This is a genomic window from Cellulomonas sp. Marseille-Q8402 (assembly GCF_965119525.1).
This window is the reverse complement of record NZ_CBCPLX010000001.1, coordinates 1,467,371-1,492,051: the sequence shown is the minus strand read 5'-3', so window position 1 is coordinate 1,492,051 and position 24,681 is coordinate 1,467,371. Positions and strand designations below refer to the sequence as shown.

At 77.2% G+C, this 24,681-nt stretch carries 19 protein-coding genes; 7 read left to right on the top strand and 12 right to left on the bottom strand.

Features of this window, described 5'->3' with window-relative positions:
* Positions 1-2: 2 nt before the first annotated feature.
* The 7 genes from ACWPWW_RS06775 to ACWPWW_RS06745 form a co-directional block, all read right to left on the bottom strand.
* Complete coding sequence (locus ACWPWW_RS06775; RefSeq protein WP_454049574.1) at positions 3-1,043, bottom strand: secretion protein HlyD; 1,041 nt, start codon at positions 1,041-1,043, stop codon at positions 3-5.
* Between the two features lie 215 nt (positions 1,044-1,258).
* On the bottom strand, positions 1,259-2,527 hold the full coding sequence (gene galK / locus ACWPWW_RS06770; protein WP_454049573.1) for a galactokinase: 1,269 nt from the start codon (positions 2,525-2,527) through the stop codon (positions 1,259-1,261).
* Positions 2,528-2,532: 5 nt separating this feature from the next.
* A complete protein-coding gene (locus ACWPWW_RS06765; RefSeq protein WP_454049572.1) occupies positions 2,533-3,375 on the bottom strand; it encodes a DeoR/GlpR family DNA-binding transcription regulator in 843 nt (280 codons plus the stop codon).
* A 60-nt stretch (positions 3,376-3,435) separates the two neighbouring features.
* A complete protein-coding gene (locus ACWPWW_RS06760) occupies positions 3,436-4,023 on the bottom strand; it encodes a hypothetical protein (RefSeq protein ID WP_454049571.1) in 588 nt (195 codons plus the stop codon).
* Between the two features lie 54 nt (positions 4,024-4,077).
* On the bottom strand, positions 4,078-5,238 hold the full coding sequence (locus ACWPWW_RS06755) for an Mrp/NBP35 family ATP-binding protein (RefSeq protein WP_454049570.1): 1,161 nt from the start codon (positions 5,236-5,238) through the stop codon (positions 4,078-4,080).
* A 70-nt stretch (positions 5,239-5,308) separates the two neighbouring features.
* The gene (locus ACWPWW_RS06750) at positions 5,309-5,917 is read right to left on the bottom strand and encodes a DUF1003 domain-containing protein (protein ID WP_454049569.1); all 609 of its coding nucleotides are present in this window, start codon (positions 5,915-5,917) and stop codon (positions 5,309-5,311) included.
* Entirely contained in the window at positions 5,910-7,211 is a 1,302-nt protein-coding gene (locus ACWPWW_RS06745) for a magnesium transporter MgtE N-terminal domain-containing protein (RefSeq protein ID WP_454049568.1), read from the bottom strand. Before ACWPWW_RS06745 ends, ACWPWW_RS06750 begins: the two co-directional genes overlap by 8 nt.
* A 173-nt stretch (positions 7,212-7,384) precedes the next feature.
* Here ACWPWW_RS06745 and ACWPWW_RS06740 point away from each other — a divergent pair, with 173 nt between their 5' ends.
* On the top strand, positions 7,385-8,131 hold the full coding sequence (locus ACWPWW_RS06740; protein WP_454049567.1) for a general stress protein: 747 nt from the start codon (positions 7,385-7,387) through the stop codon (positions 8,129-8,131).
* Between the two features lie 62 nt (positions 8,132-8,193).
* Here the strand turns inward: ACWPWW_RS06740 and ACWPWW_RS06735 are convergent, their stop codons facing one another.
* A complete protein-coding gene (locus ACWPWW_RS06735; protein ID WP_454049566.1) occupies positions 8,194-9,771 on the bottom strand; it encodes an aminopeptidase P family protein in 1,578 nt (525 codons plus the stop codon).
* 78 nt (positions 9,772-9,849) lie between these two features.
* On the opposite strand from ACWPWW_RS06735, the gene ACWPWW_RS06730 reads away from it, so the two are divergent.
* The 3 genes from ACWPWW_RS06730 (at position 9,850) to ACWPWW_RS06720 (ending at position 12,311) form a co-directional block, all read left to right on the top strand.
* Complete coding sequence (locus tag ACWPWW_RS06730; RefSeq protein ID WP_454049565.1) at positions 9,850-10,692, top strand: PHP domain-containing protein; 843 nt, start codon at positions 9,850-9,852, stop codon at positions 10,690-10,692.
* Positions 10,689-11,312 carry a MarC family protein gene (locus tag ACWPWW_RS06725; protein ID WP_454049564.1) on the top strand — a complete coding sequence of 208 codons (624 nt, stop codon included), beginning with the start codon at positions 10,689-10,691 and terminating at the stop codon, positions 11,310-11,312. The genes ACWPWW_RS06730 and ACWPWW_RS06725 overlap by 4 nt, the downstream gene beginning before the upstream one ends.
* Before the next feature lie 123 nt (positions 11,313-11,435).
* Positions 11,436-12,311, top strand: a complete 876-nt coding sequence (locus ACWPWW_RS06720; protein WP_454049563.1) for an oxygenase MpaB family protein — start codon at positions 11,436-11,438, stop codon at positions 12,309-12,311.
* A 112-nt stretch (positions 12,312-12,423) separates the two neighbouring features.
* On the opposite strand, the gene ACWPWW_RS06715 is transcribed toward ACWPWW_RS06720, so the two are convergent.
* Positions 12,424-14,166 carry a DEAD/DEAH box helicase gene (locus ACWPWW_RS06715; RefSeq protein WP_454049562.1) on the bottom strand — a complete coding sequence of 581 codons (1,743 nt, stop codon included), beginning with the start codon at positions 14,164-14,166 and terminating at the stop codon, positions 12,424-12,426.
* A gap of 253 nt (positions 14,167-14,419) precedes the next feature.
* The gene (locus ACWPWW_RS06710) at positions 14,420-15,679 is read right to left on the bottom strand and encodes an MFS transporter (RefSeq protein ID WP_454049561.1); all 1,260 of its coding nucleotides are present in this window, start codon (positions 15,677-15,679) and stop codon (positions 14,420-14,422) included.
* A gap of 130 nt (positions 15,680-15,809) precedes the next feature.
* Here ACWPWW_RS06710 and ACWPWW_RS06705 point away from each other — a divergent pair, with 130 nt between their 5' ends.
* The gene (locus tag ACWPWW_RS06705; protein ID WP_454049560.1) at positions 15,810-16,547 is read left to right on the top strand and encodes a ferritin-like fold-containing protein; all 738 of its coding nucleotides are present in this window, start codon (positions 15,810-15,812) and stop codon (positions 16,545-16,547) included.
* 73 nt (positions 16,548-16,620) lie between these two features.
* Here ACWPWW_RS06705 and ACWPWW_RS06700 read toward each other — a convergent pair whose 3' ends face one another.
* Together ACWPWW_RS06700 and ACWPWW_RS06695 are read right to left on the bottom strand one after the other, a co-directional pair.
* Complete coding sequence (locus tag ACWPWW_RS06700) at positions 16,621-16,845, bottom strand: DUF3107 domain-containing protein (RefSeq protein WP_454049559.1); 225 nt, start codon at positions 16,843-16,845, stop codon at positions 16,621-16,623.
* Positions 16,846-16,895: 50 nt separating this feature from the next.
* Entirely contained in the window at positions 16,896-17,663 is a 768-nt protein-coding gene (locus ACWPWW_RS06695) for a TetR/AcrR family transcriptional regulator (RefSeq protein ID WP_454049558.1), read from the bottom strand.
* An 86-nt stretch (positions 17,664-17,749) separates the two neighbouring features.
* Between ACWPWW_RS06695 and ACWPWW_RS06690 the strand changes: the two genes are divergently transcribed.
* Together ACWPWW_RS06690 and ACWPWW_RS06685 are read left to right on the top strand one after the other, a co-directional pair.
* Entirely contained in the window at positions 17,750-21,118 is a 3,369-nt protein-coding gene (locus tag ACWPWW_RS06690) for an ATP-dependent helicase (protein ID WP_454049557.1), read from the top strand.
* Complete coding sequence (locus ACWPWW_RS06685; RefSeq protein ID WP_454049556.1) at positions 21,115-24,675, top strand: ATP-dependent DNA helicase; 3,561 nt, start codon at positions 21,115-21,117, stop codon at positions 24,673-24,675. The genes ACWPWW_RS06690 and ACWPWW_RS06685 overlap by 4 nt, the downstream gene beginning before the upstream one ends.
* Positions 24,676-24,681: the final 6 nt, after the last annotated feature.

Here is a 24,681-nt window from a genome sequence, read left to right as displayed (position 1 = left end):
GCTCACCCGCCGCAGACGGTCGGGTCGGCGGTGGCGGGGTCGGTGCAGTCCACCTCGTGCAGGTCGGACACCGGCGCGTACTCGAGCACGGTGTCGCCCTCGGCGAGCCCGGAGGTGACCTGGACCTGCTGGCCGTCCGTGAGGCCCAGGCCGATGGCGCGCTGCTCGGTGCTGCCGTCGGCGGCGACCACCCAGACGTTGCCGTTCTGCACGGACCCCTGCACGGCGGTGACCGGGACCAGCAGCGCGCCGTCGGCGGTGCCGTTCACGATCTCGATGTCGGCGCCGAGCCCGGCGAACGCCGTGACCTCCGCGGGCACCGCGCAGGCGACGGTGCCGGACGTCGGGGCGGCGGCGTCGGGCTGTGCCGCACCGGCGGGGTCCTCGGGGGCCGTGGCCTGCGCCGCCGCGCCGATCCGGAGCCCGGTGCAGACGAACGGGGCCGGCCCGCCCTTGAGCGTCACCGTCGCCTCGCCCGGGGCGTCGATCAGCCGGTACTGCTGGTCCGGCGTCAGCGTGCCCTGCACGGAGAGCGTGCCGGGTGCGACGGTGCCGACCGTGTCGCCGACCGCGACGACCTGGTCCTTCAGGACGCTCAGGTGCAGCACGCCCGCGGTGCCGGCGCGCACGGTCTCCCGCGCGACCTTCGGCTTGTTCTCCGTGACCGTCTGCATGCCGGTCTCGGGGTCCGTGGTCACCGTGGGCTCGACGGGCGTCTCGGACCGCAGCTCGAGCACCGGGGTGTCGGCGGCGACCGCCTGCCCCTCCGTGGCGAGGAGCCGGTGGACGGTGCCCGCCATCGTCGCGCGGACCGGCGCCGCCGGGTCGCTCACCACCGACGCGGTGACCGTCACGGTGTTGGTCACGGTGCCCGTCGCGACCGTCACCTGCGGCTCGGCGACCTCGACGGAGGGCTGCAGCGGGTCCTCGGCCTGCGCAGCCTGGTCCGCGCCGGTGAAGGCGATCTTGGCCAGGGCGACGGCGATGACCGCCCACAGGACGATGCGGATCGCGGGGAAGACGATCCGGCGCGTGACGCCCACGGCGCCTCCTCGGGTGCACGCGCGCGGCCGGTCCGCCGCGCGCTATCTCGCGCCGAACGCTACCGCGCGAACCGGACTACCGGGGCTGGTTCTGCGGACGGGTTCTGCGGCACCGTCCGGCCACCGAGACTGCGGCGGCTGCGGGGTTCGCCGGAGCGGAACCCCGCAGCTGCTGCAGTCTCGGCGCGGCTGAGGCTCGCGTGGGGGGTGGGGGTTCAGGCGGCGGGGGCGCTGGCGGTCGCGACCAGGAACGCGGGGGCGTGCAGGTCCTGGTCCGCGAACGCGGCGGCGACCGCGGTCGCGACCGCGTCCACCGCGTCCGCGCGGACGAGGGCGATCGCGGAGCCGCCGAACCCGCCGCCGGTCATCCGGGCGCCGAGGGCACCGGCCGCGCGGGCGGCCTCCACGGCCACGTCGAGCTCGCGGCAGGACACCTCGTAGTCGTCGCGCAGCGAGGCGTGCGACGCGTCCATCGCCGGGCCGACCTCCTCGACGCGGTCCTCGTCCAGCAGGGCGACGAACTCCTCGACGCGGGCGATCTCGGTGACCACGTGCCGCACGCGGCGGACCAGGACCTCGACCTCGTCGCGGCCCTCGCCCACCGGGCCGGTGCCGTGGGCGAGCGCGGCCAGCGCGTCGCCGAGGCCGTGCGGGTCGATCTCGCGCAGCGTCGCGATGCCGAGCCGGGACGCCGCCTCGTCGCAGGAGGCGCGCCGGGCCGCGTACTGGCCGTCGTTCAGCGCGTGCTCCGCCTTGGTGTCGATGACCAGCAGCGCCAGGCCGTGCGCGGTGAGGTCGAAGGGGACGTGCCGCACGGACCCGTCCAGGCAGTCGAGCAGGAGGGCGTGCCCGGCGCGGCCGCGCAGGGAGACCGACTGGTCCATGCCGCCGGTGCTGGCGCCGGCGATCTCGTTCTCCGCGCGGATGCAGGCCGCCGCGAGCGTGGCGCGCCCGGCGTCGTCGGGCTGCTCGGCGGTGCCCGCCAGGCCGAGGTCGAACAGCGCGTCCACCGCGACGGCCGCCGCGCACTCGAGCGCCGCGGAGGACGACAGCCCGGCGCCGTAGGGCACGCAGGAGTCGACCGCGATGTCGAAGCCGCCGACCTCGTGCCCGGCCTCGGCCAGCGCCCACGCGACGCCGACCACGTAGGCCGGCCAGCCCGCCACGGTGCCGGGGGCGACCTCGGACAGCACGACCTCCCGGGTGCCGGTGGTCTCCTGCGCGGACACCAGCCGGACGACGCCCGTGCCCGTGCGGCGCACGGCGACGTAGGTGCGGTGCGGCAGGTCGAACGGCAGGCAGAGCCCGCCGTTGTAGTCGGTGTGCTCGCCGATCAGGTTGACGCGGCCCGGCGCGGACCAGGTGCCGTCGGGCTCGGCGCCGAACCGCTCGGTGAACAGGGCGCGGACGCGGGCGTCCCCGTCGGCGGGCTCCCAGGCGCCCACCCACACGGGTGCGGTCGTCGGCTCGTGCTGCTGCTCCATGGGGGTCAACGCTCCTCGGGGTGGTCGCACGCCGCGTGGTGGGACGCGGGGGAGTCGGGGGTCAGCACGGTGCAGCCGGCGTCGGCCAGCACCGTGCGGGCGGGCCCGGGCAGGGCGGCGTCGCTGACCACGACGTCGACCTCCTCGAGCGAGGCGATCCGGGCCAGTCCGGCGACGCCCCACTTGGTGTGGTCGGCGAGCACCGTGACGCGGCCGCTGCAGGCGAGCAGCGCGCGGTCGGTCGCGGCCTCGGCCAGGTTCGGCGTCATCAGCCCCGACGCGTCCAGGCCGTGCACGCCGAGGAACAGCCGGTCCACGCGCAGGGTCGCGAGCGCGGTGTCCGCCACCGGGCCGACCAGGGCGTCGGACGGCGTGCGGGTGCCCCCGGTGAGGATGACGTCGAGCGCGCCGGCGCCGGGCGAGCCGGCCACGGCCCGGTGCAGCGTCTGGGCCACGGGCAGCGAGTTGGTCACGACGGTGAGCGGGCGCAGCGCCGGGTCGGCGGCGATCCGCTGCGCGAGCAGGTGGATGGTGGTGCCGGCGGACAGGGCGATCGACTGGCCGGGCTCGACGGTGCCTGCCGCGAGGGTCGCGATGGCGGCCTTCTCCGCGGTGGCCCAGGTGCTCTTCTCCTCGAAGCCCGGCTCGTCGGTCGGCCGGCCGGACCCGTCGGGGGCGACGGCGCCGCCGTGCACCCGGCGCACCAGCCCGGCGCGGTCGAGCTCGGTGATGTCCCGGCGGACGGTCATCTCGGAGACGTCGAGCTGCTCCACCAGGTCGGCGACGCGCACGGCTCCGTGGGCGCGCACGCCGGCCAGGATGCGGTCCTGCCGTTGACTCGCGAGCACGGGCGACAGTATCCACCACGACCGCACACGAACCAACATCGGCGCGGGCGCGCCACGCCCTCAGCCGTGCAGCAGCTCCGCGATCGGCGGGTCGCCCGGAAGCGCGGGCTCGGACGTGGGGCGGGTCCAGTAGGTCCACCACCCCCAGCCTGATCCGACCGGCTGCCAGCCCTCGCCCTGCGGCGGCCGGCCGAAGGTGCGGGTGTGCTCCCACTGCCGGTCCTCCCGGACCACCGTGTGGAACAGCGCGCCGTACCCGACGCTGCGCCAGCCGTACCGGCCCGCCCGCGCGAGGACGGCCATCTCGTTGAACGCGGTCAGCGGACGGAGCTCCCGGGTCTCGGGCGCCGGGTCCGGGTGCCCGCCGGCCCGGCCGTACCGCTGCTGCGCGGCCTGCCGGGTCATCCCGAGGATCGCGCCGACCTGCTCCCAGGTGCACCCGGCGCCGCGCGCGGACGTCACCGCCGCGGCCAGCAGGACGTCCGTCTCGGCGCGCGCTGCCCTGGACAGGGCGACCAGCTCCAGGTACGCCGTGGCGTCGTGGGTCAGGCGCTCGGCCAGGGTGGGGTCGGTGGCCTCGATGGCGCGCGCCACGTGGTCGCGCAGGGTCGTGCTGCCCGGTGCTGCGCCGTGCTCGTCGCTGGACATGCGTCAATCCTGGCTTGACATGGCGTCGTCGTCAAGCCGGCGTTGACGCGCGGGTCAGCGACCGACCGGGGTCAGCCCCAGCGACATCCCGGCGAGCCCGCGCGACCGCGACGTCAGGGTCGTCGCGACCTCGCGCAGCGCCACCGCGGCGGGGGAGCCGGGGTCGGTGAGGACGACCGGCGTCCCGCTGTCCCCGGCCTCGCGCAGCCGGATGTCGAGCGGCACCTGGCCCAGCACCGGGACGGTGCTCCCGGTCGACCGGGACAGCCCCTCGGCGACGCGCGCGCCGCCGCCCGAGCCGAACAGCTCCAGCCGGGAGCCGTCCGGCTGCTCGAGCCACGCCATGTTCTCCACGACGCCGACCACGCCCTGCCGGGTCTGGGTGGCGATCGAGCCGGCGCGCTCCGCCACCTCGGCGGCGGCGAGCTGCGGGGTCGTGACGACGACCAGCTCGGAGCCCGGCAGCAGCTGCGCCACGGAGATGGCGATGTCGCCGGTCCCGGGCGGCAGGTCCAGCAGCAGCACGTCCAGGTCGCCCCAGAACACGTCCGCGAGGAACTGCTGCAGCGCGCGGTGCAGCATCGGCCCGCGCCACACCACCGGCTGACCCGGCGGCACGAACATCCCGATCGAGATGACCTTCACCTCGTGGGCGATGGGCGGCAGCAGCATCTCGTCGACCCGGGTCGGCGGCTGCGTCACCCCCAGCATCCGCGGGATCGAGAAGCCGTAGATGTCGGCGTCCAGCACCCCGACCCGCAGGCCCTGCTGCGCCATCGCGACCGCGAGGTTGGCGGTCACGGACGACTTGCCGACGCCGCCCTTGCCCGACGCGACCGCGAACACCTTGGTCAGGGACCCGGGCTTGCTGAACGGGATGACCGGCTCGGCGCCCCCGCGGAGCCGCTCGGTCAGCGCCGCACGCTGCTCGGGGCTCATCACGCCGAGCGCCATCTGGACCGCGGCGACGCCCTCGACGGCCTGCACCGCGGCGGTGACGTCCCGGGTGATGGTGTCGCGCAGCGGGCAGCCCTCGGTGGTGAGGTCGATGCCGACGGTGACGCGGGCGCCGTCGGGGGACGCGGTGTCCACGTCGACGGACCGCACCATGCCGAGGTCCGTGATGGGTCGGCGGATCTCGGGGTCGATCACCCGGGTCAGCGCCTCCCGCACGGCGGCGGCGACGGCCTCGGGGTCACGGGTGTCCAGCGGCATACCGCTCATCGTAGGTCCGCCCGGAGGCGCACCCGCGGGACCGGCCGGCGGGACCGGCCGGGACAGCCGGTCAGGCGGGGGCGCCCCGGCCGCGGTCGTCGGCGGCCGCGCGCTGGTCCCGGTCCCGGGCCCGGTCGGCCCGGCCGCGCTCGACCCGGTCCCGCTCGGCCCGGTCGCGGGAGCCGTCGGCGGCGTCGTCCTCGGCCTGCTCGCGGTCCTCGACCAGCTCCTCCAGCAGGTTCCGGATCTCCGACCGGACGAAGTCGCGGGTGGCGACCTCGGACAGGGCGATGCGCAGCGCCGCCATCTCCCGGGCCAGGAACTCGGTGTCGGCGAGGTTCCGCTCGGCGCGCTGCCGGTCCTGCTCCGCCTGCACCCGGTCGCGGTCGCTCTGCCGGTTCTGCGCGAGCAGGATCAGCGGCGCGGCGTACGACGCCTGCAGCGACAGCATCAGCGTCAGGGCGGTGAAGCCGTTGGCGGCCTTGTCGAACCGCAGCGCGTCCGGTCCCCAGGAGTTCCACGTCAGCCAGGCCAGGCAGAACAGGCTCAGCCACAGCAGGAACTTGGGCGTGCCCATGAACCGGGCGATGCCCTCCGAGACCTTGCCGAACGCGTCCTCCTCGAGCTTCGGGAGGATGCTGCGACGCGCGGTCTTCGGGGTGTCGAGCCGCTCAGCCACGGCGGCCTCCCCGCGGTGCGGGCGCGGCCGGCTCGGGCTGCACCTCCTCGTCCGTCTCGCGCCAGTCCTCCGGCAGCAGGTGGTCGAGGACGTCGTCGACGCTGACCGCGCCGAGCAGGCGGCGCTCGTCGTCGACGACCGGGATGGCGAGCAGGTCGTAGGTGGCCAGCCGCCGGGTGACGGCGAGCAGGGGCGCGTCGGCGGGCACCGGGTCGATGTCGGTGTCCACGAGCGTGCCGATCGCCTCGTGCGGGGGCTCGCGCAGCAGGCGCTGCAGGTGCACCACGCCGATGAACCGGCCCGTCGGCGTCTCCAGCGGGGGCCGCACGACGAACACCATCGACGCCAGCGCGGGCGTCAGCTCGCGGCGGCGGACGTGCGCGAGCGCCGCCGCGATGGTGGTCTCGGGGCCGAGCACCACCGGCTCGGTGGTCATCAGGCCGCCGGCGGTGTTGTCCTCGTAGGCGAGCAGGCGGCGGACGTCCCGCGCCTCCTCGGGCTCCATCAGGCTGAGCAGCTCGGCCTGCTGGTCGTCGGACAGCTCGCCGAGCAGGTCGGCGGCGTCGTCCGGCTGCATCGCCTCGAGGACGTCGGCGGCACGGGTGCGCTCCAGGCCGGACAAGATCGCGACCTGGTCGTCCTCGGGCAGCTCCTCCAGCACGTCGGCGAGCCGCTCGTTGTCCAGCGCGGTCGCGACCTCCATCCGGCGGGTGGTGCCCATGTCGTGCAGCACGTCGGCGAGGTCGGCGGGCTTGAGCTCGTCGTACTGCGCGAGCAGCAGCGCGGCGCCCTGCGCGTCGGCGGCGGTCCGGGCCAGCCCGGCGATCGCGTCGATGTCGAGCAGCTCGGGCTCGCCGCGCCGGCGGAGCAGCCCGCCGCGGCCGGGGCGGTGCTTGCGGACGAACACCTTGGAGACCAGCCAGTCGCCGTTGCGCTGCCGCTCGATCGCGACGTCCTCGACCGCCGCCGACCCGGAGCCGTCGGCCAGCTGGACCGTGCGGTCGAACAGCTCGCCGACGACGAGCGTCTCGAACGGGCGCTGCTCGAACCGGCGCATGTTCACCAGGCCGGTCGACAGCACCTGCCCGGCGTCGATCGCGGTCACCCGGGTGAGCGGGACGAACACCCGCCGCTTGCCGGGGACCTCGACGACCAGGCCGACGGCGCGCGGGGCGCCCTTGGGCCGGAGCAGCACGACGACGTCGCGCACCCGGCCGACCTGGTCACCGATGGGGTCGAAGACGGAGGTACCGGCGAGGCGCGCGACGAACACTCGGGTCCCGGAGCCGCTCACGGTGGTCAGCGTAGACGCGGGGGTGGTGGGTCGCAGGTGCGGAGCGCCGTGACCGCCGTCACCGTCCTGCAGCCCGGACGAGGCTGGGAACCGCCTGCACCCCAGCCACGAAGTGCCTGCGTAACGGCCCAGTCGTCTGGCGTCCGCACCCCTGCCGGGGCGAGGATGGGCCCATGTCGTTCACCGGTGGTGCCCGCGTCCCCAACACCCCGACCCTGCCCCAGGGCGAGACCGTCGCGTCCTACGGCACGTACCTGGAGGCGCAGAAGGCGGTGGACCACCTCTCGGACCACCAGTTCCCGGTGCAGCTCGTGACGATCGTGGGCACGGACCTGCGGATGGTCGAGCGCGTGACGGGCCGGCTGACGTACGCGCGGGTCGCGGTCGGCGGCTTCGGCTCGGGCGCGTGGTTCGGCGTGTTCATCGGCCTGCTGTTCCTCATGGCCGGCGGCAACTCCGGGATCCTGCTCGCCGCCGTCCTGTTCGGCGGCGCAGCCGGCCTGCTGCTCGCGGTGCTGGTGTACGCGACCAGCCGCGGGCGGCGCGACTTCACCTCGCAGAGCCAGATCGTCGCGTCGCAGTACGCGGTGCTGTGCGCGACCGAGCGGGCGCACGACGCCCGGCAGATGCTGCGCGAGGTCGGCGGCGTCCGCGTGGGCGCGGCGACGCCGGTGCCGCCCGTGACGCCGGTGCACCCCGCGGCCCCGCCGACGCAGCCCGCGACGCCGCCGCGGTACGGCCAGCTCGCGCAGCCCGGGCAGGCGCCGGGTGCTCCGGTGCCCCCGACGCAGCCGACGGGGGAGCCCCGGTACGGCCAGCGCGCGCCGCAGCCGACCGGCGAGCCCCGCTACGGGCAGCTCGCCCCGCAGCCGCCGACGGACTCCGAGCAGCCCGGCGGCGCCCCGGACAAGCAGGACTGAGCACCCCGCCACGCACCGACGGCCCGGCCCGGCGAGGGGACCGGGCCGTCGGCACGTCGGGGTCAGCGCGCGAGCAGCCCCGCCATCCAGGACTCGACGTCCTCGGGCGTGCGCGGCAGGGCGGCCGACAGGTTCTCGTTGCCGTCCGCCGTGATCAGCACGTCGTCCTCGATCCGCACGCCGATGCCGCGCAGCTCCTCCGGGACGCGCAGGTCGTCCACCTGGAAGTACAGACCGGGCTCGATGGTGAACACCATGCCGGGCACGATCTCCGCGTCCAGGTACATCTCCCGGCGGGCCTGCGCGCAGTCGTGCACGTCCAGGCCGAGGTGGTGGCTCGTGCCGTGCACCATCCACCGGCGGTGCTGCTGGCCCTCGGGGGCGAGCGACTCGGCGGCGGGGACGGGGAGCATGCCCCACTCGTCCAGCCGCGCGGCGATGACCTCCATCGCGGCGGCGTGCACGTCCCGGAACCGGTTGCCCGGCACGGCCGCGGCGAACGCGGCGTCGGCGGCGTCGAGCACCGCCTGGTAGACCCGGCGCTGCGCGTCGGTGAACGTGCCGTCGACGGGCAGCGTGCGGGTGATGTCGGCGGTGTACAGGGAGTCGACCTCGACGCCGGCGTCGATCAGCACCAGCTCGCCCGCACGGACCTGGCCGTCGTTGTCGGTCCAGTGCAGCGTGGTGGCGTGCGACCCGGCCGCGGCGATCGTCTCGTAGCCGACGTAGTTGCCCTCGACGCGGGCCTGGGACAGGAACGTGCCCTCGATGACCCGCTCGCCGCGGCGGTGCGCGACGGCGTCGGGCAGCCGGCGGACGACCTCCTCGAAGCCCTCGGCGGTCGCGGCCACGGCGGACCGCAGCTCGGCGACCTCGTGCGCGTCCTTCACCAGGCGCAGCTCGGACAGCGCCTCGACCAGCGCGGCGTCGCGCTCGCCGGCGTCCTCGGCCGCACGGATCTCCTCGACGACGGCCTCCACGGCCTCGTCCACGCCGGGCACCACGAGCACGCGCACGCCGTCGGCGCCCGCGTCCTTGGCGATGGCGTCGCGCAGGTCGTCGCTGTGCGCGGTGGTGATGCCGGTGACCGTCGCCATGTCCTCGAGCGTCGGGCGCGGGCCGACCCAGAACTCGCCGTACCGGGCGTCGGAGAAGAACTCCTCGGTGTCCCGGCCGGCCAGCGGCCGCAGGTACAGCACCGCGCGGTGCGTCGAGCGGCCGCCGTCGGGCAGCTCGTCGCCCTCGCCGTCGGCGGCCGGGTGCAGCACCAGGACGGCGTCGGGCTCCTGCTCGGCGCCCAGCCCGGTCAGGTGCGCGAACGCGGAGTGCGGGCGGAACCGGTAGTCCGTGTCGTTCGACCGGACCTTGTACGCGCCGGCGGGGACGACCAGCCGCTCGCCGGGGAACGCGGCGGCCAGCCGGGCACGCCGCGCGGCGGTGAACGGGGCGGCGGCGCCGGCGACGGCGGTGCTCGCCGGGCGCTCGGCCCAGCCGGAGGTGACCCAGTCGAGGAACGCGGCGGACTGGGGGCGCTGGCTGCGGTTCGAGCCGCGGTCCGCGAGCGTCTGCTCGGCCGGGGCCGGCTCGGACAGCGCGGGCGCGGGGGTCTCGGGGGTCTCGGGGGTGGGGTCGGTCGCCATGGGGTTCAGTCTGGCACCGCGCGCGCCACCTGAGCGGCAGGTGCGGGGCGACCGCGTACCGGTGAGTAGGCTTCCGCGGTGCGCATCGACCTCCACACCCACTCGTCGGCCTCCGACGGCACCGAACCGCCCGGCGGGGTCGTGGCGTCCGCGGCCGCGGCCGGCCTGGACGTCGTCGCGCTGACCGACCACGACACCACCGCCGGCTGGGCCGAGGCGTCCGACGCCGCACGCGCGCACGGGATCGTCCTCGTGCCCGGCACCGAGGTGTCCGCGCTGTCCCGGCACGTCAGCGTGCACCTGCTGTCCTACCTGCAGGACCCGGCGCACCCGGCGCTCGGCGACCTGGTCGCGCAGACCCGCGAGGCCCGGCTGCACCGCGGCCGCGCCATCGTCGAGCGGCTGGGTGCCGACCTCCCGATCACCTGGGACGACGTCCTGGCCCAGCAGGCGCCGGGCACCGTCGTCGGGCGGCCGCACATCGCGGACGCGCTGGTGGCGCTCGGCGTGGTGCCCGACCGCGGCGCGGCCTTCGCGAACCTGCTGTCCGCCCGCGGCCGCTACTACGTGCCCTACTACGCGCCCGGGGCGACGGAGGCCGTCGAGGCGATCCGCGCGTCGGGCGGGGTGCCGGTGTTCGCGCACCCCGGCGCCGACGGCCGCGGCCGCATCGTCCCCGACTCCGTCATCGCCGAGCTCGCCGAGGCCGGCCTCGCGGGGCTCGAGGTGCACCACCGCGACCACGGGCCCGAGCAGCGCGCCCGGCTGACGGCGCTCGCGGACCGGCTCGGCCTGCTCGTCACCGGGTCGAGCGACTACCACGGCACCGGCAAGCACAACCTGCTGGGGGAGAACACGACCGCGCCCGAGGTCCTCGCGGAGATCGAGCGCCAGGGACGCACCGCGGTGGTGGGACGATGAGCGCCGTGCTCGACTGGCGGCTGCTCTCCGAGGTGTTCATCACCCTGTTCGTCATCATGGACCCGCCGGGGACGGTGCCGATCTTCCTCGGCCTGACCGGCACCATGACCCGGCAGCAGCGCAACCGGGCGGCCCGGCAGGCGATCCTCGTCGCGTTCGGCGTCATCCTGGCGTTCGCGGTGTTCGGGCAGAGCCTGCTGTCGTACATGCACATCTCGCTGCCCGCGCTGCAGGCGTCCGGCGGGCTCCTGCTGCTGCTGGTCGCGATGGAGCTGCTGACCGGCAAGTCCGAGGAGCCGCAGCCGTCCGGGAACACCAAGGTCAACGTCGCGCTGGTGCCGCTCGGCACGCCGCTGCTGGCCGGGCCGGGTGCGATCGTCGCGGTGATGGTGTTCGTGCAGCAGAGCGACGGGACCCTCGCCGACTGGGCGGCGATCGCCGTCGGCATCGTGCTGGTGCACGTCTGCCTCTGGCTGGCGATGCGGTTCGCCGGGGTGATCCACCGCCTGCTCGGCGACTCCGGCACGACGCTGGTCACCCGGATCGCCGGCCTGCTGCTCGCGGCCATCGCCGTGCAGCTGGTCGCCGACGCGGTGAAGGCGTTCATCAAGGCCGCGTAGGGCCCGGGCCGCACCGCCGGCGGATCCTCGCGCCACCCCCCGATCTCCCGGCCGGCGACGTGAGGACCGGCCTGCGGCGAGGCCGCGCTGGCAGGCTCGCGCCCGCGGGGCGAGGATCGGCCCGTGACCACCTCCACCCCCACGCTCCGCAGCCGGCTCGGCGGCGAGCTGTTCGCCCGGGTCGCCGGCCCGCGCGGCGACCAGGTGCGCGACCGGATCCACACCACGCCCGGCACCCGCTGGTTCGGCCCGGACGACGCGATCCGCCGCGTGCACGGCGACGCGTCGATGTTCGTCGGCGGGCTGACCGCGCTGCTGCTGCAGTCCTGGCACCCGCGGGCGATGGCCGCCGTCGCCGCGCACTCCGGGTACCGGGGCGACCCCTGGGGGCGGCTGCAGCGCACGAGCACCTTCATCGCGACGACGACGTTCGGCACCGCGGCGCACGCCGAGCAGGTGATCGGGACGGTGCGTGCGATCCACGACCGGATCAGCGGCGTCACCGCCGAGGGCGAGCCGTACGCGGCGTCCGACCCGCACCTGCTGCGCTGGGTGCACGTCACGGAGGCGCACGCGTTCCTCGCCGCGCACCAGCGGTACGGCGCCGACCCGCTCGACGCCGCGGGCTGCGACGCCTACGTCGCGCAGGGCGCGCGGGTCGGGCGGGCGCTCGGCGCCGAGGACCTGCCGGAGACGGCGGCGGGGCTGCGGGACGCGCTCGACTCCTACCTGCCCGAGCTCCGCGGCACGCCCGAGGCGCGCGAGGCTGCCCGGTTCCTGCTGGTGCACCCGCCGCTGCCGGCCGCCGCGCGGCTGCCCTACGCGGTGCTCAGCGCGGCGGCGATCGCGGGCCTGCCCCGCGCTGCCCGGGCCCCGCTCGGCCTGCCCGACGTGCCGTGGCTGGACGCGACGCTCGCCCGCGGCGGCGGCCACGCGGTCACGCGCGCGATCCGGTGGGCCCTCGCGGCCGACCCGGCCCCGCCGACGCCCGCCGAGTAGCCCGCGGCCCGCGGCTGCCCGCGAGCGGGCGCGCCCGATGGCGGCGACCCGAGACGACGCGAGGGCGCCCCGGCTCGTGCCGGGACGCCCTCGCGGGTGCTGCGGGTGCTGCTCAGGCCTCCGTGGGGGCCTGGGCCGGCTGGGCCGGCTGCGTCGCCGACGCGCCCTCGCCGCCGCTGCGGGTACGGCGGCGGTTGCGGCGGCGACGCGGGGCCGCGCCGTCCTCGGAGCGACCCTCGACAGGGCCGGTCGAGCCCTCGGCGGGCCGGGCCGACGCCTCGGTGGTCGCCGCGGCGCCCTCGCCGGAGCCCGAGCCGCCGCGACGACGCTCGCGCCGGCCGCCGCCCTCGCCCTCGGTGCGGGGACCGCGCTCGCCGCGCTCGCCGCGCCCCGCGCCCTCGCCGCGGGGTCCGTGGCCGCCGTCGCGCGAGCCGCGCCCGCCGTCCCGCGAACCGGAGTCCCGGCTCGGGGTGTGCCGCTTGCCGGTCTCGCCCAGGTCCTCGAGCACCTCGGCGCCCAGGCCCTCGCGGGTCCGCTTGGAGCGGGGGAGCCGCCCGGTGGTGCCGGCGGGGATGTTCAGGTCGGTGAACAGGTGCGGGGAGCTGGAGTAGGTCTCCTGCGGCTCGGGGAAGCCGAGCTCCAGCGCCTTGTTGATCAGGCCCCAGCGAGGGACGTCGTCCCAGTCCACGAACGTGACGGCCGTGCCCTTGTTGCCCGCGCGGCCGGTGCGGCCGGTGCGGTGCAGGTACGTCTTCTCGTCCTCGGGGCACTGGTAGTTGATGACGTGCGTGACGTCGTCGACGTCGATGCCGCGGGCGGCGACGTCGGTGGCGACCAGGACGTCGACCTTGCCGTTGCGGAACGCGCGGAGCGCCTGCTCGCGGGCACCCTGGCCCAGGTCGCCGTGCAGCGCGCCGGCGGCGAACCCGCGGTCCACCAGCTCGTCGGCCACCTTGGCCGCGGTGCGCTTGGTGCGGGCGAACACGATCGTCAGGCCGCGGCCCTCGGACTGCAGGATGCGGGCCAGCACCTCGACCTTGTCCAGCGCGTGGGCGCGGTAGACGACCTGCTTGATGTTCTTGACGGTCTTGCCGACGTCGTCCGGCTCGCTCGCGCGGATGTGCGTCGGCTGCGTCATGTAGCGGCGCGCCATCGCCACGACGGCCCCGGGCATGGTGGCCGAGAACAGCATCGTGTGCCGCGAGGCCGGCGTGCGGGCCAGCAGCTTCTCGACGTCGGGGAGGAACCCGAGGTCGAGCATCTCGTCGGCCTCGTCCAGCACGACGCACTTGACGCGCGACAGGTCCAGGTGGCCCTGGTTCATCAGGTCGATCATGCGACCCGGCGTGCCGACGACGACCTCGACGCCGCGCTGCAGCATCTCGAGCTGCGGCTCGTAGGCGCGGCCGCCGTACAGGAGGGCGATGCGGACCGAGCGGCGCCTGGACGCCGTCTCCAGGTCGCCGGCCACCTGCACCGCGAGCTCGCGGGTGGGGACGATGACCAGGGCCTGCGGCTTGCCGGGGGCGGGCAGGGCGTCGAAGCCCTCCTCGTCCGGGGCGACGACGCGGTGCAGCAGCGGGACGCCGAAGCCCAGCGTCTTGCCGGTACCGGTCTTGGCCTGGCCGATGATGTCGTGGCCCGACAGCGCCACGGGCAGGGTCATCGCCTGGATCGGGAACGGGGTGGTGATGCCGGCGTCGGCGAGGGAGGCGACGATCTCCGGGCGGACGGCGAAGTCCGCGAAGGTCACGTCGGCCGCCTGGACGGACGCGGCGGTCGGGGTGTCGATGGTCTCCACGGCGACGTCCTCGGGCGCGAGGCCGGCGTCGGTGGTGGGTTCGGTCGAGGTCACGGACTGCTCTTCACTCGTGCAGGTGGCGTGCCGCACGTCGCGCCCGCGAGCGGATCCGCGACGGGCATCGCCACAGGTGGTCCGGCAGCCGATCGTGCAGGTCAGTCGAGGCGGGCCGCGCGCCGGTGGGCGTCGCGCCGCTCGAGGAGCACCGAGGTCGAGACGACCGGGCAACCGATGAACACGGCCATGATACGCATCTGCCGCGTCCCGGGCCCTGGACGCCAGGCCCCGCTGGCGCGGCGGGAGCGCGTCAGCCCGCGGGGACCGCGACGGTGACCTCGGCGTCCGGCGCCTCGGCCGTGCGCAGCGCCCGGGTCAGCCGGCGCTGCTGGGTCGCGGCCAGCGCGAGCGCGACCACGGTCGCCGTCACGGTCACCGCGAACGCCGCACGGTGCCCGGACACGTCCGCCAGCCGCCCCGCGACGCTCGACCCGAGCGCGTACCCGACCCCGGTCGCGCTGGCGAGGGCGGTCATCGCCGCGCCCGTCCGCCCGGCGGGCACGACGCGCTCGCCCAGGGAGAACACGCCGATCATGTAGGGCGCGATCGCGAAGCCGAGGACGGCGACGGCCGCCGTGAGGGAGGGCAGCGACCCGACCAGCAGCAGCGGCCAGGACAGCGCGACCATCGCGGCGGCGGCGACCAGCACCCGCCGCTGGTGCCCCACCCGCGCCGGGATGAACGCGGTCCCGATCCCGGCCGCCGCGCTGCCGACGCCCAGCACCGCGTGCACCAGGCCGGCGAGGCCCGGCTGGCCGGCCTGCGTGGCGAGCACCGTGGTACCCGTCTGGACCGAGCCGAACAGCACGCCGACCGCGGCCTGCGCGACGACCAGCACGGCGAACGCCGGGGTCAGCAGCCGCCCGGCGGGCCGCACGTGCGGGCCGGTCGCGGTGCGGCGCGCGGTGGGGTGCAGGGCGAACGCCGTGCCGAACACCGCGAGCAGCACGGCGGCGGTCAGCAGGGCACCCGCGGGGGACAGCGCGACGGCCACGACGCCGACCAGCGCCGGGCCGATCGCGAACGACGCCTCGTCGACCGCGCCCTCGTAGGAGAACGCGGCGTCGACCAGGCGGCGCTGCTCGGCGCCGGACGTGCCACCGCCGGCGGTGATCGGCCGCCAGCGCACGCGCGCCAGGGGACCGACCTGCGGCAGCGCGAGGCCCGTGACCCCGGCGACGGCCACGAGCACGGCGCCCGACGCGCCCCCGTCGGCGAGCAGGGTCAGGGCCGTCAGCGACAGCGCCCCGGCGAGCGACTGGACCAGGACGACGGGGCGCTGGCCGAACCGGTCGGCGAGCCCGCCCGCGACCGGGGCGCCGACCGCGTTGGCGACCGCGAGCGTGCCGGCGGCGAGCCCGCCGAGGCCGTAGGTGCCGGTGGCGGTGGAGACGAGGAGCAGGGCGCCGAGCTGGGCCATCGCCATCGGCAGGCGGCCGAGGAAGGCGACGACGACGTAGGCAGGACCTGCCAGGCGGAACAGACGCGCGTAGGCGCTCAGGGCGGACACGAGGGACCCTCCGGGTGCACGAGACGGGCGACGCGCCTCCCCGCCACCAGGTCGCGTCCGTCAGTCCCTCAGCTGGGCGTCATCCTAGCCGGGCGCCGCCGTCGCGCGGCCGCGGCGCTACGCTGCCCGGATGACCGACGCCGTTCCCGACGCACCCGCGCCCGCCGCCGCCGACACCGTCGAGCTGCTCGGGCTCGTCGCCCACCTGCAGCACGTCGCGTTCAACCGGCTCGCCGAGGACGCCCGTGTCGCGCCCTCCACCGCGCAGCAGCTGGAGCTGAGCCGGCTCGCCGCCGCGGCCGTCGACCGCCGCGACCGGGTGCTCGCCCGCGTGGTCGAGCTCGGCGGCGACCCCGAGCTCTGCCTCGGCGCGTACGCCCGCCTGCTCGAGGACTTCGACTCCCGCACCCAGCCCTCCACGTGGTGGGAGCGCCTGCTGCGGTCGTACGTGGCCGACGGCGTGTCCGACGACTTCTGCCGCATCGCCGCGTCAGCGGTCGACGACGACTCCCGGGCGCTGCTGCTCGAGGTGCTCGACGACGCGGACCACGCCAACCTCGCCGTCGGGGAGCTGGAGGCGGCGGGCGCGGACGACGCCGTGCTGGTGTCCCGGCTCGCGCTGTGGGGGCGTCGTCTGGTCGGGGAGGCGCTCGGCGTCGTGCAGCAGGCGATGTCCGCGCACCCCGGGCTGGGCCGCCTGGTCACCCGGCGCGACACCGAGGCGGCGGAGGCGGTCGCCCGTTCAGCCGCCGCCGACGCCGCACCGGGCACGGACGCGGTCGACGACCCCGCAGCGCCCGCGAAGCTGTTCGGCGAGCTCACTGCGGAGCACACCCGCCGGATGTCGCGCCTCGGCCTGACGGCCTGACGCCGCACGGCCGCCCGCACGCGACGACGCCCCGCACCGGTCCGGTGCGGGGCGTCGTCGGTCGTGCGAGAGGTCAGATCGCGCCGAAGCCGACGCGCCCCTTCGACTCCGTGCCGATCTCGACGTAGCCGATCGAGGCGGACGGCACGATCACGCGCCGCCCGCGGCTGTCGACCAGCTCGAGGACCGACTTGCCGTCCAGAGCGGCGCTGACGGCGGCGGTGACCTCGTCGGCCGTCTGGTCCGACTCGATCACCAGCTCGCGGGGCAGGTTCTGCACACCGATCGTGATGTCCACGCTTCGTCGTCTCCTCGCTCGGGGTGATGCTGCGATGCTGCTCGCACATCCTAGGCCGGGGTCGCGTCCCCGGGTCCGCCGACGGGGCCGCGTTCGCCCACGGCCGACTCCGCGGGCCCGCCGGCCCCGGCGGCCCCGCCCGCCCCGCCCGGGACGAAGTCGGCGACGCCGCCCCAGGCCAGCCGCGCGACGAGCACGGCCGTCTCCCGGGCGGTGCCGGCGTCGGCCGCGTCGGGTGCCCGCAGCCGCCGGGTCGCCGCCGCCTGCGCCATCGCGGCGATCGACGGGGCCAGGAGGGCGGCGGTGCCCCGCGGCAGCCCGGCGACGTCGGCCAGCACCGTCTCGAGGCGGCGGGTCACCGCCTCCGTCGCCCGCTCGACGCGCGCACGGACCTCCAGGTCGTGCCGGACGTCGGACTCGAACAGGAGCGCCGACGACTCGCCCGCCCCGTCGACGAAGTCCAGGTAGGCGCGGACGACCCCGGTGACGATCGCGCGGGCGTCGTGCGGCCGGACCTCGCCCGGCGGGTGCGTGGCCACGGCCGCGTCGACGGCGGACAGCAGCGCGTCGCCGCGGGCGTCGACGACCGTCAGGTACAGGTCCAGCTTGGACGGGAAGTGCCGGTAGAGGACCGGCTTGCTGACCTCGGCCCGGTCGGCGATGTCGTCCATCGACACGTGGTGGAAGCCCTCGGAGGTGAACAGCTCCTGCGCGATCTGCAGCACCTGGGCGCGCCGCACCGCGCGGGGCATGCGCGCCGGGCGTCCGCCGCGCGACGGGCCTGACGGGTCCGACGGGCCTGCCGGGGAGAGGTCCATCGGGCGATGATAGCCAGCCGGTCGCGGCTCCCGAGGCGGCGTCCGGGCGGTCGGCGGTGTCGGTGGCGTGTGATGGGATCGGGCCCGTGAACCCGACCCTGACCGCCCCGCCGAGCGGGGGCGCGCTGCGCCTGGTGCGGCCGGCGCTGGCCGACGTGCCCGCCCCGGTGCGGCTCGGCGCGGACCAGCGCGCGGTGGTCGAGCGGCTGCTGGCGGGCGGGGACCCGGCGCTGCTCGTGGTGGGCGCCGCGGGGACGGGCAAGACGCTCCTCGCGGTCGAGGCGGTGGCCGCGGCCCTCGGGGCGGACGACGACGCGCTGTTCGCGCCGCCGGACCTCCCGCGGCCGGACGAGGTGCTCGTGCTGGCCTCCGGCCGGCGCGCGGCGGCGGAGCTGCGCGACCGGATCGGCGGCCGGGTCCGCCGGACCACGGGCCAGGCGATGGTGCGCACCGCGGCCTCCGCCGCGTTCGCCGTCCTGCGTGCGCGGGCCGGGCTGCTGGGGGAGCCGGCGCCGACGCTGATCTCCGGGCCGGAGCAGGACCTCGCGCTGGCCGAGCTGCTGGCGGGGCACGCGGCCGGGGACGGGGTCCCGCTGCGGTGGCCCGCCGGCGTCCCGGACGAGGCGCTGACGCTGCGGGCGTTCCGCGGCGAGCTGCGCGACCTGCTGATGCGCGCCGCCGAGCGCGGGCTGGTGCCCGAGGACCTGGCGCTGCTGGGCGAGCGGCACGGCCGTCCCGAGTGGGTGTCCGCCGCGGCGCTGTACGAGGAGTACCTGGACGTCACCACCCTGCGCACCGGCACGCCCGACGCCGGCGCCCGGCTCGACCCGGCCGTCGTGGTCGAGGAGGCCGCCGAGGCGCTGCGCGCGTGGGACGCCGAGCTGCCCGGCAGGCCGCGCCCGCGCTGGCGGCTCGTCGTCGTCGACGACTACCAGGAGGCCACCGAGGCGACCGCCCGCCTGCTCCGGGTGCTGCAGGACGACGGCGCCCGGCTGCTGCTGCTCGCCGACCCCGACGCGGCGGTGCAGACGTTCCGCGGTGCCACACCCGCCCTGGTCGGCCGCGCGGACGTCCACGGCGACGGCCCGGGGGAGCTCGGCGCGCACCGGATGCTGCTGGACGGCGTCCGGCGGCACGGGCCGGCGCTGCGCGCAGTCACGGCGCGGGTGGCCGAGCGGGTCGCGGTGGTGGGCGGCGCCGCGCACCGGCGCGCGCTGCCCGTGACCCGGGCCGGCGGCGTCCTGCCCACCCCGGCGGACGCCGGCGCGCACGCGGTCCCGCGGGACCTGGTGCGGGCCGCGGTGCTGCCCAGCGCGGCGCAGGAGGCGGCGTGGGTGGCGCACGCGCTGCGCCGCGCGCACCTGGAGGACGGCACCCCGTGGGCCGAGATGGCCGTGATCGCCCGGTCGGGCGGCCAGGTGACGGCGCTGCGGCGCGCGCTCGGGTCGGCGCAGGTGCCCGTGGCGGTCGTGGGCAGCGACGTGCCGCTGCGCGACGAGCCGGCGGTGCGCCCGCTGCTCGACGCGCTGCGCTGCGCGCTCGGCCCGGACGGCGGCGGCGCCGCGCTCGACGCCGAGCTGGCCGCCCGGCTGTGCCTGTCGCCCCTCGGCGGGCTCGACGCGGTCGGCCTGCGTCGGCTGCGCCGCGGGCTCCGGTCCGAGGAGGTCGCGGCCGGGGGCGGCCGCCCGAGCGACGAGCTGCTGGTCGAGGTGCTCGGGCTGCCCGCGCGCGCCGCGGCGCTCCCGGCGGGGGTGCGCCGTCCCGTGACCCGGCTCGCGACCGTGCTGGCCGAGGGCCGTGCCGCCGCGACCGCGCCGGGTGCCGACGCGCAGAGCGTGCTGTGGGCGATCTGGGACGCCTCCGGGCTCGTGGAGCCCTGGCGTCGGGCGGCGCTCGCCGGCGGGCCGGGCGGCGCGCGCGCCGACCGCGACCTCGACGCGGTGCTCGCGCTGTTCCGCGCGGCCGAGACGTTCGTCGACCGGATGCCCCAGGCCCGGGCGGCGGCGTTCCTCGAGTGGGTCGAGGCGCAGGAGCTGCCGTCCGACACCATCGCGGCCCGTGCGAGCAGGGACGCCGTCTCCGTGCTGACGCCCGCGGGTGCGGCCGGCCGCGAGTGGGACGTCGTCGCGGTCGCCGGGGTGCAGGAGGGCGTCTGGCCCGACCTGCGGCTGCGCGACTCGCTGCTGGGCTCGCAGGCGCTGGTCGACGTGCTGTCCGGCCGGGGCGCCCCGTCGTCGGACCGGCCCGCGGACGGGGCGGCGGCCCGTGCGGCGGTGCTCGCCGACGAGCTGCGCTCGTTCCACGTGGCGGTCTCCCGCGCCCGGCGGGTCCTGCTGGTGACCGCCGTGTCCGACGAGGACGACCAGCCGTCGCCGTTCCTCGACCTGGTCGAGCCGCACGACGAGGACGACGACCCCCGCCGCGCCGTCGCGCCCGCGCCGCTGGACCTGCGCGGGCTCGTGGCCCAGCTGCGGGGCCGGCTCGAGCAGTCCGCGCGCGACGGCGGGCCCGACGGCGGCGCGGCCGCGGTCCTCGCGCGCCTGGCCGACGAGGGCGTACCGGGCGCGGACCCCGCCGAGTGGCACGGCCTGGCGGACCCGTCGAGCGACGACCCGCTCTGGGCGCCCGGGGAGCGCGTGACGGTCTCCCCGTCGCGGGTCGAGACCGCCGGGACCTGCACGCTGCGCTGGGCCCTGGAGGCCGCGGGCGGGACCGCCCCCAGCAGCGCCCGGCAGTCGCTCGGCACCCTCGTGCACGCGCTCGCGCAGACCCATCCGCGCGGCGGCCGGGAGGCGCTGCTCGCGGAGCTCGACCGGCGGTGGCCCGAGCTCGGGCTGGGCAACGGCTGGCCGGCGACGCTGGAACGCCGCCGCGCCGAGGCGATGGTGGGCCGGCTCGCCGACTACCTCGCCACCGCGGGGGAGCCGCTGGCGGTCGAGGCCCGGTTCGAGCTGGAGCTGGAGCGCGCGGTCGTGCGCGGGACGCTGGACCGGGTCGAGCGGGCCGACGTGCCCGGTGCCGACGTGCCCGGTGCCGACGTGCCCGGTGCCGACGTGCCCGGTGACGCGGGGACCGTGCCCGTGCGCGTCGTCGACCTCAAGACCGGCCGGTCCGCGCCGTCCGCCCAGGAGGCGCAGACCAACCCCCAGCTCGGGGCGTACCAGCTCGCCGTCGACGCGGGCGCGGTCGAGGGGCTGCCCCCCGAGGCCCGCAGCGCGGGTGCGCAGCTGGTGTACGTGTCCGACGTGAACAAGGCGAGGGCGGCGCTGCGTGCCCAGCCGGCGATCGGCCCGGAGTCCCCGCAGGACCCGTCCTGGGCGCGGGCGCACATCGAGGAGGTGGCGGAGCGGATGGCCGCCTCGTCGTTCGCCGCCACGGTGAACCCGCTCTGCGACCGGTGCCCGGTCCGGCGGTCGTGCCCGCTGCGCGACGAGGGCGGGCAGGTGGTCGGGTGAGCACCGCGCCCGTGTGCACGGCCGCCCCGGTGCTGTCCGCCCGCGACGTCGCCGCGCTGCTGCACCGCGACCCGCCCACGGACGAGCAGGTCGCCGTCATCGAGTCCCCGCTGCGGCCCGCCCTGGTCGTCGCCGGCGCCGGGTCCGGGAAGACCGAGACGATGGCCGCCCGCGTGGTGTGGCTGCTCGCGAACGGCCTGGTCGCGCCCGAGGAGGTGCTCGGGCTGACGTTCACGCGCAAGGCAGCGGGCGAGCTCGCCGAGCGCGTGCGCCGCCGGCTGCGGCACCTGGCGCGCAACGCCGCGGCCGAGGGCGTGCACCTGCCCGGGCTGTCCGTCGCGGAGGACGCCGCCGACGGCGGGGCCGCGCTGCTCACCGTCTCCCGGCCGACCATCTCGACGTACAACGCGTACGCCGCCTCGCTGGTCACCGACCACGGGCTGCGCATCGGCGTCGAGCCGTCCGCTCGGCTGCTCGGCGAGGCGGCGCAGTGGCAGCTGGCCAGCGAGGTCGTCGAGTCGTGGACCGCCGACCTCGACTCCGCCGCCGCGGTGTCCACCGTCGTCGAGGCGGTGCTGACGCTGTCCGGCGCGCTCGACGAGCACCTGCTCGACGCGGACGGCGCCCGGCGCGGCATCGACGCGATCGTCGACGCCATCGAGGACACGCCGCCCGGGACCCCGCCGCGCGCGCCCTACGCCAAGGTCCGCGACCTCGTCGCCTCGCTGCGCGAGCGGCAGCGGGTGCTCGACCTGGTGGCGGCGTACCGGGAGCGCAAGCGCGCGGCCGACGCGCTCGACTTCGGCGACCAGGTCGCCATCGCCGCCCGGCTCGCGCGGGACGTCCCCGAGGTCGCGGCGGGGGAGCGGGCGCGGTTCCGGGTCGTGCTGCTCGACGAGTACCAGGACACCTCGTACGCCCAGCTGGTGCTGCTGTCGGCGCTGTTCGGCGGCGGTCACCCCGTCACCGCCGTCGGCGACCCGCACCAGTCCATCTACGGCTGGCGCGGGGCGAGCGCCGGCGGCCTCGAGCGGTTCCCCGCGGACTTCCCCGACGTCGCGGACGACGGCGACCGGCGCCGTGCGGCGGTGTACGCGCTGTCCACGTCCTGGCGGAACGACGTCGCGGTGCTGGACGCCGCCAACCGCGTCGCCGAGCCGCTGCGCCGGCCCGGGAAGGCGCGGGTCGCGCTGCCCACGCTCGCGCCCCGGCCGGGCGCCGACGCCGGTGACGTGGTGGCGCACCTCGCCCCGACGCTGGAGGAGGAGGCCCAGGCGGTCGCGGAGTTCGTCGCCGCGCGCTGGCGGCCCGAGGGCGGTCCGGGCGTGGACGGCGGTGCGCCCGCGCCCGGCGGTGCCCGGGTGTCCGCGGCGGTGCTGTGCCGCAAGCGCGCGCAGTTCCCCGTGCTGCACCGCGCGCTGCGGGCGGCCGGCCTGCCGGTCGAGGTCGTCGGGCTCGGCGGCCTGCTCGCGACGCCCGAGGTCGTCGACGTCGTCGCGCTGCTGCAGGCCGCCCACGACCCGTCCCGCGGGGACGCGCTGATGCGGCTGCTGACCGGCGCGCGCACGCGGCTCGGCGCCGCCGACCTGCACGCGCTCGCCGACTGGTCGGGGCACCTCGCGCGGGGCCTGGACGCCCGCGCCGCGGCGGCGCTGGCGCGGGGGCGCGCCGCGGGAGCGGCCGAGGACGACGCCGCGGGAACCACCGGGTCGGCGCCACCTCCGGACGCCGCACCGGACGCGGTGCCCGCCGCGGCGCCCGTGGTCGCCGACGCCGTCGACGAGCGGAGCATCGTCGACGCGGTCGACTCGCCGCCCCCGCCCGGCTGGCGGAGTCCGTCGGGCCGCGGCCTCACCCCGGGCGGCCTGGCCCGGGTCACGGCCGTCGGCGAGGTGCTCCGCGCCGTGCGGCAGCACACCTACCTCTCGCTGCCGGAGCTGGTCGCGCACGCCGAGCGGCTCTGGGGGCTGGACATCGAGGTGGCCGCGCGGCCCGGCGTCGCGCCCGGGCGCGCCCGCGCGCACCTGGACGCGTTCCGCGAGGTCGCCGTGCGCTATGCCGACGCGACCGACGACCCGAGCCTCGGCGGGTTCCTCGCGTGGCTGGAGTCCGCCGACGCCCACGAGCACGGCCTCGACATGCCCGTCGCCGAGCCCGACCCGGACGCGGTCCAGCTCATCACCGTGCACGCCGCCAAGGGCCTCGAGTGGGACGTCGTCGCCGTCGCCGGCCTCGTCGACGGCGGGCTGCCGGCCACCCGCACCCAGGGCAAGGACGGCCCCACCGACTCCGCGTGGCTGACGGGCCTCGGGGAGCTGCCGTACCCGCTGCGCGGCGACCGGCACGACCTGCCGGAGCTGGTGGTCGCCGGCGCGGCCGACCCGAAGGACCTCGAGGAGCGGCGGCAGCAGTTCCTCCGCGACGCGGGGGACCACCAGGTCGCCGAGGAGCGCCGGCTCGCCTACGTGGCGTTCACGCGCGCCCGCTCGGCGCTGCTGCTCACCGGCGCGTGGTGGGGCGACGGCAGCCGGCCCCGACCGCCGTCGCTGTTCCTCACCGAGGTCGTGGACGCCGGGCTGGCCCGGGTCGACGGCTGGTCGCACTCCCCGGACGACGGCACCGAGAACCCCCGGACCCAGGAGTCCGCGTCCGCGGTGTGGCCGGTGGACCCGTTCGCCGGGGCGGGCGACGGCGCCCCCTCGCGCCGCCCCGCGGTGGAGGCGGCCGCCGCCGCGGTCCGGGCCGCCCGCACGGACCGTGCGGACCGCGCCGACAGCGCCGGCCGTGCCGACAGCGCCGACAGCGCCGACAGCGCCGACAGCGCCGACCGTGCCGATAGCGGGACGCCGCGCCCGGCGACCGCGTGGGACCGGACCGTCGACCTGCTGCTCGCGGAGCGCGCGCTGGACGCGCGGCCGCGGCCCGAGGTCGAGCTGCCCGCCCACCTGTCCGCGTCCGCCGTCGTGCGGCTCGCGTCCGACGGCGACGAGTTCGCGCGCGCCCTCCGGCGTCCGGTGCCGAACCGCCCGTCCCCGCAGGCCCGGCGCGGCACCCAGTTCCACGCGTGGGTCGAGGGCTTCTACGGCACGCCCGCGCTGGTGGACCTGGACGACCTGCCGGGTGCCGACGACGACTCCGTGGCCGTCGACGCCGACCAGGCCGCGCTGCGCGCCGCGTTCCTCGCGACCCCGTGGGCGGCGCTCGAGCCCGTCGCGATCGAGGTGGACGTCGAGACGACCGTGGCCGGGTACGTGCTGCGCTCCCGGATCGACGCGGTGTTCCGCGACCCCGAGCGCCCCGGTGTCCCGGGCGCGGTGGTGGTCGTCGACTGGAAGACCGGCGCCCCGCCCACCGATCCCTCCGCGACCGCGGTGCGCGAGCTGCAGCTCGCGGTGTACCGGCTCGCGTGGTCCCGGTGGACGGGCACGCCCCTGGACCGGGTCAGCGCGGCGTTCTGCTACGTCGGCGCGGGCCGCACCGTCCGCCCCGAGCGCCTGCTCGGCGCCGACGAGATCGAGCGTCTCCTCCTGGCGGCCACCCCCGCCCCCGACGCCTGAGCCGCC